Raw genomic sequence first — 9661 nt, 5'->3', positions numbered from 1 at the left:
CCGAAAGCTTCCGATATTGCTTAAGAATTTTTTTCTTGCACCGAATGTGTGATTGCCATATTTTCGCACTATTTCTCATTGAAAATATTAAAATTGTTAATTATCTCACCAAAGCCACTGGGTAACTCTTTGTATTTTAAAGAAATACATAGTTAAAAAACAAATAATTAGAATTATACATTTTTCCTATTATTAAAAAATTCCGAGTTTACATGGCTGATAACCCATGAAATTATATGCATACAAAGCATGGGGGTGACTGTATGAATAGCCAAAGTGCTTTAAGTAACCTTATTTTTCCGGCTAAGGAAAATTTTGCACACAACAATCTGTTGGTGCTGAAAAAAATCCGTTTTTATAACTGTGCGATTATCTATCTGCGGGATGCGCAACTGCTTATAAAAACAAAAGATGGGCAGTCCTTTAATGTTCCCCCTGAATCACTTTGTTACGTCGAAAAAAACACCGTGATTGATATTGCATTAAAAGTGTTAGGCAAAGGTGTTCCCTATGAGCTCTATCAAGTTGACAGTGATGTATTGAGTTGTATCTGTAAAGTGATGGAACCGCTTCTGTTGGATCCGCAAAGCGTTAACCAGATGCGGCGTAAAATATTTACTTGTCCTGTTGATGAAACAGATACAAAAATTTTCAAACGATTAACTGGAAGCGATGTCCCACAACACCGACAAGTTTATAAAATAACTTATCTTCTTTCTAAAATGAGGGATATAGAATCGTTAGTTTATTCCTTGTCAGTATCAACGGATACCACCTTTACTGAGCGGCTGAAGTCAATCATTGAAGCTGATCTCTCTAAATCTTGGAAGCTGGCAGATCTGGCGAGCATTTTACATATGTCGGAGGTGTCGATTCGTAAAAAGCTGGAGAAAGAGAGTAATAATTTTAATACACTAGTGCTGGATATTCGCATGCATCAGGCGGCAAAACTCATCACCACTACCGAGAAGCATATTAATAGAATCGCGAATGAAGTGGGCTACACCAGTACATCTTATTTTATTCGTAATTTTAAAGAGTTCTTTGGCATTACACCGAAGCAGTTTGCTTTGAAAGTAAAAAAATAGTCCTGATGATTTATACATACAATTTTCCTTAAATTATTCTTCTATATCTTTAAGGAACTCCACAGAAAAAAACGGCTTTGGCGCAACAGGTGGGGGGATTGCTGAAATCTTTATCCGGCCTCCCCCCCACAAAAAATAAAGCCGCTGACCCATTAATCAGCGGCTTTTCCATTACCTGCAACTACGTCAGAAGTTATATTTCACGCCCAGCATACCGCGGGTATCGCTGTAGCCTTTATCGCCGACCTGTTGGGCCACGTTGCTCCACACGTTGAGCCGCGGAGTGATTTGACCTTCAACGCCGACTTTCAGCTCGCCAATGTTCTTGGTGCCACGCATGTCGTTGCTCACATCATCCATCTTCACGCGAGTCGTCTGCGTGTTGTGGATCCAGTTGGCTTCAACAAACGGCTGGAACTCACGAGATTTACCGTCGTCGATGGCGTTGTGACCGTTGATAAAGGCTTTTACCCCCAGACGGGTCATCAGGTTGCCATCGGTGTTGTCCTTCACGCGGGTACCGTTCGCTTCCCGGTGGCTGTCGGCCTGCACGTCCATCCACACCACCTGAGCTTTCGGTTGCAGCCAATAGCTGTTGCGCTCGTTTTCACCCAGTTTGAAGCTGTAACCGGCTTCAACAGAAGCGGTGATCCCGCTGGATTTATATTTCTCCGTCGCCTGCTCCTGACCCATCACCTTGTTATCAAACCAGTTGTACAGCATCCAGGTGTCTAAGTAAGTGCCGGTCTTGTCAGCGTCATTGGCATACCAGGTGCCGTACAGTCCCACGCTGTAACCGGTGACCTGACCACGTGAATGGTAACCGGTCAGACTGGACTGCGTACGGTTCTGGCTGTTGGCATAACCAGCCATCGCGCCGAGGTGCCAGCGGTCGAGGCCGTCGCTGCTCCACTGCGCCAGGTCACCGCCTAACTGCAGGACATAGCTGTTGCTTTGGGTTTTCAACTGTCCGCTACCGTCTTTGAAGCGGGTATGTGCCCCGACGTTACGCATCCACAGACTGGTGACTTTTTTCTCGCCCGTCAGCATATCGACGTACTGCGTTTCCCCTAGACGATCGTGGAGTCGGGTCATGAACAGCGTGTTAGCAGCGTAGTTGTTCGCCAGATAACTGCCTGCTTCCGGGCGGTACTGCTGCTCAGTGACAGGGGGCGCAACAGGTTCTTCCGGCTCAGGGATAATCGGGTCGACAGGATCGACCGGGTCTGGGTCAACAGGACCTGGGTCAATAGGGTCAACCGGGTCCGGGTCAACGGGGTCTGGGTCAATAGGGTCAACCGGGTCCGGATCGACGGGGTCCGGCTCTTCCGGATCCGGCGGAGCAGGAATAAAGCTGGTCAGATACCAGTTGCTGCCCTTTTGCTCCACGTTATAGTCGTACGCACCGGCAACAATACGGCCCGCTTTCTCAAAAGTACCGTCAGAATTACCGGCCACTTCGATGATCTCAATTCCCTCAACGGTTTGCGCCCCGGTTCCGCCAATATTGTTCACTGCCACAAATGCGTTACCTGCGGTGTTGCCGAGCACTTTCAGCTTGTCGGTTTCGGAGGTATCGTCATTCAGGACGGTATTGAAAACCAGTTTTCCGCCGTTGCCGGTAAAATCTTCATTGATAGTAAGCGTCTGCCACGGTTCGCCGTCAGCATGCCCAAAGTTCACCACTGACCCGCCGTTCAGCGTCAGGTCAGTGAGCGTTGAGCTGTTGGTCATGTTCCAGGTCGCATCGCTCATTTGCAGCGAGATAACCCCCGTCCCGGCAGTGCCGCTGGTGACGTATGACGCCCCACTCCACAACGAGTTGTCGGTCATATTGAGTTTGATGGTACTGTTTTGCTGCGGCTGGGTGTTGTTTGCGGCAGTAGCACCGGCGGCGTGAAGATCGCCGTCGATAAGGAAACGCCCGCCAGCAGAACCGTCGACGATACCGCCCGTTTCTGTACTGATGGCATAACTTTCATTGCTGTGATTGCCCGCCATGGTAATGGCGGCGCCACCTGCCAGGTTTATCGCACCGCGTGAAATCGCATACAGGCCGCGTGGCGCTTTGCTGTATGACGCCGCTTTCGCCGAATTGTTGACGTTGATCGTTGCGTTTTCGCCGAGATTCACGGTTGCATTGGTGGAATAAACCGCATGTGCGCTGGCTCCGCTCACCGAAATAGTGGCATTGTTGCCCAGTTCCGTTTTGGAAGATGAGGCGGCATAAATCCCCGTCGAGGAAGCACCCGACGTCTCGATGGTGGCGTCATTGCCAAGGCGGATTGAGGACCCGCTCTGCCCGGTACGGAGACCTTCTGAGCTGCTACCGGTCGTCACAATGTGTGCCCGGTCGCCGACGATAATCGTATTTTTAGCCAGCGTTTCGTCTCTCATCGCGTTTGCCGTGATGCCGCGCCCCTGGTTACCGGTGGTTTGAATATACAGATCGTCGCCGACGTAAATGTTGGCCGAGCCTTTCCAACCCTGCCCATTATTATAGGCGTTGTAACCGGCGTTAATACCATCACCATCCTGGCCGTCCACATAAATACTGGTGCGATCCCCGGTGATAATAAAGACTGGGTTATCCGGCGTATTAGCCCCGTGCGTGCGGATACCGTCAACATCTTTACCATTATTAGTGGCATTCTTTGACTGTGTGCGAATCGTCAGGTCGTCACCGAAAATAACGCCCGGGCTACCCGTCGTGCTGTTCTGAATAACGGTAACAGAGTGTTCAAAAGCTTCAGCCCCAGGCCCATTGAGCGTTAATCCATGGCCAAAAACGGGAATGGTACCGGCACTCCACTGATAAACATAATTCGGCGTAGCGCTGGTTTTTTCGAAACTGGCATTCGCTTGTGCAGGAAATAAAGCCTGCAACTCCGGCGAAAGACTGCTCACCAATCCACTGGCAGGAAGACTATCAATATCAATCCAGGCCGCGTGGGTTGAAAATACCATTGACGTTAACGCGGTTGATACCGCTATCGCAATGCGTGAGTAATGCTTAGGTTTTTTCATAATAGCCTCCTGCTTTCGGGCGTAGGGCGTCCACCACATCGCAAAGATGTGAAAATAGTAAAAATCAAAAATGCGTTATAAAATATTCGACAGTATTTGATGAATGCTATGGCCTAATTTATCTTCAAGCCTGAGCTTGTAGACATATATTTTCTTAATATCTATATTATCTATTTTTGTAATTTGCTGAATACTTTTCCCTGACACAAATCGCTTCAGTAATATCATTTCTGTATAGTTGAGTGAGCGTCCGCGTTTACTGTTCGCAAGGTGGCCGGTAAATAATCGGCGAATTTTCTGATGCTGAACTTCATCATCATCATCGGAATATATAATCCCTTGTATTTTATTGCTTTTCGACAGCCAGTAGTTGGCTAACGGCGCGAGATTCCTGTCCGCTATCAACACAATATACATACCGCTGTAGGCCAGCCGGTCAACCCATTGCGGATCGGCGAACAGGCGCAGGTTTGGGAAGGAAAAGTCCACAAAAATAAACCCACGCGACAAATGATTTTGATTATTAAGGAGAAGTTTTTCAATAATTCCTTTTTGCAGAAAACTATTTCCCTCTGGCCAGATCGCAAAAGTGGCTCGGTGACAGTAGCTGGCGCGTACCACAGTATCCGGAAATAATTGACAGGATAATTCACAGCTTATGCAACGAACACTCTGTGATGGTGATCTCTTCATCAAAAATGACTCCTGTTATTTTTCCATAAATATTTCATTGGTAAATAAATGTGTCAATCCGACACGTGTGACATTCCTTGTCAGTTAATAACAGTGACACCTAAAAAATGTAATAAACTCCTGATATGTTATTATGTATAGGCTATAAGTAATGCGATTGCGCTAAGCTTTTTTCTGCTTTATCTCAGAATAACAGTCTGGGTATTAGGAATTTTATGCATAAATCCAAATCCCAGAATAAAAATTAAAAAAGCACTATTTGCTAAAAATTAACCAATGAAAGGGGCTCTTATTAATTACACAATCCTGATAACTCAATCCCCCTTGAAGTGCTGTTGATAAATATAATGAGAATTCAGATAAAACTGTAATGAATTCTCATTATTTAACATTAGTTAATACTCACCTAAGAATTTACACACGTAACACATTGTATTTAAAGTGTTTTTAATCCTTAAGTGAAATTCTTATCTTCGATCACGTACAAAGAGTGAGGCATATTCACGATTTGGATGTAAAATTTAAGGTATGTGTAGGCACACGCGGTGATACGTTATAGTTACTGAGGGCTGGGCAATTGTACCTTATCAATCAGTTGGTCGAATTTAATCCTGACAGCAAAAGTCTGGTCAATCGTCAGACCGGGCGCGCAATACAACTTCAGCTCCCAGCTTCGCTTTGCTTTCTCTATTTAATTACTCACGCAAGTGACATTGTTTCGCAGAACACATTGATAAAAGTGGGTTGGGGTGAGAGAAATAATGTGACCACAACCAACACATTTTACCAGGCTATTCTGACGCTACGTAACGCGCTGGCGGATGTGGGTCTGCCACGTGATACGGTGAAAACTATTTCTCGACGCGGACTCAGATTAAATGAAAATACGCAGGTAGAGGCGATAACGCATCCTCAGAGTGAAGTTTTCCAGTCACCGCTAATAGAGGAATACGCGCCCCCAAAGATAATTCCTCCCGCGGCACAACAAACGACGCGGGTCCCCTGGTGGAATATTATATTTAGCGCTGGCATCGTTATTGCCACATTGATTATCTGGCTGGTGTGGTATCAGACACGTCCTGTTATGCCGTTTAGTAAATTCATTTCTGTTTCTATGCAGGTCCCATCTCGGCAAAACTGTAAAATTTATTACTCACTGAATGATCACGATCAGGAAAATTATTTCAATCTGATGCAACTGCACCCTTCTCTCTGTGAAAACAACAAGCATGTTTTCCTTTCCGGCTACCGTAAAGCGGAGAGGATCGTGGCATTTGTTTGTGATAAAGATGCACGGGTAGATGCGCACGCGTTTTGTACTACCCATTATTACTGGATGCGCGGGCAATGAAAAAAATACACCACCTTATTTTAATCGTAATCGGCGTGGCGACATTGCTCGGCTCAGGCGGATGGCTATGGCATTCACGCTATGCCGAAAAGCAGCTAAATTGCGTTGGAAATGTCGAATGGAATATTGGCAGCAACCGCTTTGCAGGTACGGTTTCATTTCGGATGTACAAAGATGCAGGGCTAGCGACCATTACCGGAAAACTGTACGGACGTAATACCTCAGACATTAGCAGGAACATCTATTTCAGTTATACCCGGCAGCACGAAGCCCGAGTGCTACAGGCAATGCAGGTGGTCAAAACCTTCGCTGACAGCGCCGATGAAGCTGATATTAACAACACATTACCCGGATTTTACCGTCAAAGCGGACGAAACCTGAGCCTGGTCATGGAGGAGTATAAGGGCGCATGGATTTTTGCCAGCTCAAATGTCCCCTCGCTGTATTGCCGCAAAAGGTAACGTCATATCCGGATACAAAAAGCACGCCCCCTTCAATAGAATTCATATTTGCCATCATCGACTTACGCGACATGGGTCACTGAATCCACTCATATCCCATTGCTATTCTTCATCCCGAATCAGGAAACATCCTGAATACCACGATATCCATTGCGCAATAATTAAGCGAAATGGGCGTTTTATTTTGCCCAGAAGACTTCAACCTACGGATGGATATTTGGAGAAGACGTGGACAGGGGCGTTTATCTCTCTCGCGAGCAATGTCTGAGCGTTCAGGCGTTATCGCATTTCAGGAAACGGTGTGTTTCCGGTGTATTTTTGGCGTACATATGAGGGATACGTAATGTTTACTTTTAAAAAGTGCCTGATTGCACTTTCTATAAATTTGGCCGTTGTTTCATCAGGTTTTGCTTGTACGACCCTATTGGTCGGTAATGAAGCATCAGCGGACGGCTCCATGCTGGTAGCCCGTAGCGCTGACAGCGATGCCCTGAAAGCGCAGCATTTTGTCATTCATCCGGCCAAGCAGAATCAGACCGGGGTATACAGCACCAAAGCACATAATGGCGCGAATGACTTTACCTGGCCGCTACCCAAAAACTCTCTGCGTTATACCACCGTTCCAAACTGGAAAACCCAACTGCACGGCGCGACCGGATTTAACGAATTGGGCGTTGGCGTGAGCGGTACAGAATCTATTTTTGCCTCAGCAAAAGCGCTGGCTGCCGACCCCTATGTCGAGGATAAAGGGATCACCGAAGATGATATCCCGGATATTCTGTTGTCCCAGAGCAAAACCGCGCGTGAAGCCGTGGCGCTACTGGGTCATATCGTTGAGACCGTCGGCGCTGGGGAAGGTTTTGGCGTGGCCGTCGTCGACGATAACGAAATCTGGTACCTGGAAACCGGCAGCGGTCACCAGTGGATGGCGCAGCGCCTGCCGAATAACCAGTATTTTGCCACCGGTAATCAGGGCCGCTTACAGGATTACGACCCTAAAAACCCGGACATGATGGCGTCAAAAAACCTGATTCAATTTGCGACCGAAAAAGGTCTGTACGAACCGGCAAAAGATGGCAAATTCAACTTCTCTAAAGCCTATACCCGTGATGATGAGCGTGACCGCACGTATAACGATCCTCGCGTATGGACCATCCAGAAAGAGTTCAATCCTTCCGTAAATCAGGATATGGCCAAAGGGCGCGAATTCCCGGTGTTCATGACGCCAGAGAAGAAGATGACGCTGGATGATGTGAAGGCCGTGCTGCGTAACCATTACGAAGGCACCAGCCATGACCCGTACACCAACGGTCTGAACGGCAAAGAGCCATGGCGTCCGATTAGCGTCTTCCGCACCTATGAAGCACACGTGATGCAGGTCCGTCCGTGGTTGCCAAAAGAGATTGGTGAAACGACCTACATTGGTCTGGGTATGGCCGACCTCACCGCGTTTGTTCCGTACTACAGCGGCCTGAAAGCGTATCCGGCAAACTATACGATGGGTACCGATAAAGCGGACGATCAGTCCATTTACTGGAAATACCGTAAGTTACAGACGCTGACGATGACCGATTATCCGAAGCTCGCGCCAATCGTCAAAAAAACCTACAAAGCATGGGAAGATAAAGTGGCGAAGGAGCAAAAAGAGGTCGAAGCAAAATATCTGAAGATGGCGAAAACTGATAAACCTGCCGCAGATAAGATGCTGAATGACTTCAACTTGCGCATCATGGCCGATGCCGAGAAGCTGACGGAAGATCTGACTAATCAGCTCTTTACCATCCGCACTAAGGACATTCAGTCTGATATCTTCTTTGCAAACGCTGCGAAAAAAGACTGAGTAACGACACGATGACATGCTGGCGCAAAGTAAGCTTCAAAACTTTGCGCCAGTAGTACGGCTTACATTTCCTTCCGCGGCAGTTGATCGAGAGCCAGACTTCTTAGATGCAAGTTGGCCCAGCAAGCTGCCTGTGTTCGGTTATTCACTGATATCTTTTTAAATATATTATAAATATGCGTTCTCACTGTATTTTCACTAATAAAAAATGCGTTAGCAATTTCTACATTAGACGCACCTTTCGACAACTCGGTCAAAATTTCATATTCTCTTTCGGTTAAAACGCCGTAGTTATTATCTGATGGCGTGAGGTTTACATACTCTGGCAGCGGTGACAGTGAGCGTGGTGGACGGGAGGTTTTTAGCCCCTCTTTAAGGAGTTCTAACAAATATTCTGTAGAGCAATTATTTGGTACGATCGACTCAAAATTTGGCCATAGCATGCTCTCATAGAGTGGGAGCGACCGCAGGCAGTTAATAATATAAACGCGCAAACTATATGCGCTGTCATTGAGTAATTTTGACCAGACATTTTTTAATTTACGGCTTGATGCCTGTATATCATAGAGGATGATACTTCCCTCAACGATAAATGACATGTCTGGTCTGCTAATGTTAACAAAATCAACCAAGATATCGTTTTGCTTATTGAGATAATCCAGCAAGAGTTGCGTCTGTATTGATTGGTTACTAATGAGTATTATCTTACTGTCCATGTTAAGCATATGTAGCCTTCATTCAAATGATGATTGACAATATTCCTTATCGTTATTGCATGCCAAGCCAATAACAAGTCACTACTTAAGATTAAAGATAATCTGATTGAATTATAAGAATTTAGCTAATTGTGCAATTCGATCATTCGCTTTTTCCGAATGCAGGATTCGATTTTTCTTTATAGCATTTAAATAAGTATCACAATACAAACATAACATATTGTATTTCAAGTGTTTTTATTTCACCTTAGAGTTGAGGACTATCTCAATCACAATCTGCTTATAGATAATAATAATTCATTAATACTCATAGTTAATGATCATTATTAATATTATAGGATGAGTGAAATACGTCCAATCTACGATGTACAACAATATTTTATCTAACATAATTGATAGCGGGCGACAGCCTTACAGGGCGCAAGAAAAAAGGAGCCCAGACAATGTTACTGATAATAGGGACGATCTATCTCTAAATGAGGAGC

At 45.8% G+C, this 9661-nt stretch carries 7 protein-coding genes; 4 read left to right on the top strand and 3 right to left on the bottom strand.

Features of this window, described 5'->3' with window-relative positions; all coding sequences use genetic code 11:
- Nucleotides 1-263 precede the first annotated feature (263 nt).
- The gene (locus KQJ19_RS20125; protein WP_103767033.1) at nt 264-1088 is read left to right on the top strand and encodes an AraC family transcriptional regulator; all 825 of its coding nucleotides are present in this window, start codon (nt 264-266) and stop codon (nt 1086-1088) included.
- A gap of 186 nt (nt 1089-1274) precedes the next feature.
- Here KQJ19_RS20125 and misL read toward each other — a convergent pair whose 3' ends face one another.
- Both misL and KQJ19_RS20115 read right to left on the bottom strand, forming a co-directional pair.
- Nucleotides 1275-4115, bottom strand: coding sequence for an intestinal colonization autotransporter adhesin MisL (gene misL / locus KQJ19_RS20120; RefSeq protein WP_216404048.1), 2841 nt, complete (start codon nt 4113-4115; stop codon nt 1275-1277).
- Nucleotides 4116-4190: 75 nt separating this feature from the next.
- A complete protein-coding gene (locus KQJ19_RS20115; protein WP_046276006.1) occupies nt 4191-4808 on the bottom strand; it encodes a helix-turn-helix transcriptional regulator in 618 nt (205 codons plus the stop codon).
- Nucleotides 4809-5385: 577 nt separating this feature from the next.
- Here KQJ19_RS20115 and KQJ19_RS20110 point away from each other — a divergent pair.
- The 3 genes from KQJ19_RS20110 to KQJ19_RS20100 all read left to right on the top strand — a co-directional run bounded on the left by KQJ19_RS20110 (nt 5386) and on the right by KQJ19_RS20100 (nt 8460).
- Nucleotides 5386-6159 carry a winged helix-turn-helix domain-containing protein gene (locus tag KQJ19_RS20110; RefSeq protein ID WP_049282829.1) on the top strand — a complete coding sequence of 258 codons (774 nt, stop codon included), beginning with the start codon at nt 5386-5388 and terminating at the stop codon, nt 6157-6159.
- Complete coding sequence (locus KQJ19_RS20105) at nt 6156-6620, top strand: hypothetical protein (protein ID WP_016155024.1); 465 nt, start codon at nt 6156-6158, stop codon at nt 6618-6620. Before KQJ19_RS20110 ends, KQJ19_RS20105 begins: the two co-directional genes overlap by 4 nt.
- 343 nt (nt 6621-6963) lie before the next feature.
- The gene (locus KQJ19_RS20100; RefSeq protein ID WP_131347211.1) at nt 6964-8460 is read left to right on the top strand and encodes a C69 family dipeptidase; all 1497 of its coding nucleotides are present in this window, start codon (nt 6964-6966) and stop codon (nt 8458-8460) included.
- Between the two features lie 62 nt (nt 8461-8522).
- Here the strand turns inward: KQJ19_RS20100 and KQJ19_RS20095 are convergent, their stop codons facing one another.
- A complete protein-coding gene (locus KQJ19_RS20095) occupies nt 8523-9185 on the bottom strand; it encodes a LuxR C-terminal-related transcriptional regulator (RefSeq protein ID WP_016155026.1) in 663 nt (220 codons plus the stop codon).
- Nucleotides 9186-9661: the final 476 nt, after the last annotated feature.

The sequence above is a fragment of the Citrobacter sp. S46_ASV_140 genome, assembly GCF_018919545.1.
GTDB lineage: Bacteria > Pseudomonadota > Gammaproteobacteria > Enterobacterales > Enterobacteriaceae > Citrobacter > Citrobacter braakii.
This window is presented reverse-complemented; position numbering and strand designations above follow the sequence as displayed.

Bases quoted from the DNA above. Each gene is read 5' to 3' on its own strand.
- KQJ19_RS20125 (WP_103767033.1), top strand. From the start codon at position 264: ATGAATAGCCAAAGTGCTTTAAGTAACCTTATTTTTCCGGCTAAGGAA.
- KQJ19_RS20100 (WP_131347211.1), top strand. From the start codon at position 6,964: ATGTTTACTTTTAAAAAGTGCCTGATTGCACTTTCTATAAATTTGGCC.
- KQJ19_RS20105 (WP_016155024.1), top strand. From the start codon at position 6,156: ATGAAAAAAATACACCACCTTATTTTAATCGTAATCGGCGTGGCGACA.
- KQJ19_RS20115 (WP_046276006.1), bottom strand. From the start codon at position 4,808: ATGAAGAGATCACCATCACAGAGTGTTCGTTGCATAAGCTGTGAATTA.
- misL (WP_216404048.1), bottom strand. From the start codon at position 4,115: ATGAAAAAACCTAAGCATTACTCACGCATTGCGATAGCGGTATCAACC.
- KQJ19_RS20095 (WP_016155026.1), bottom strand. From the start codon at position 9,185: ATGCTTAACATGGACAGTAAGATAATACTCATTAGTAACCAATCAATA.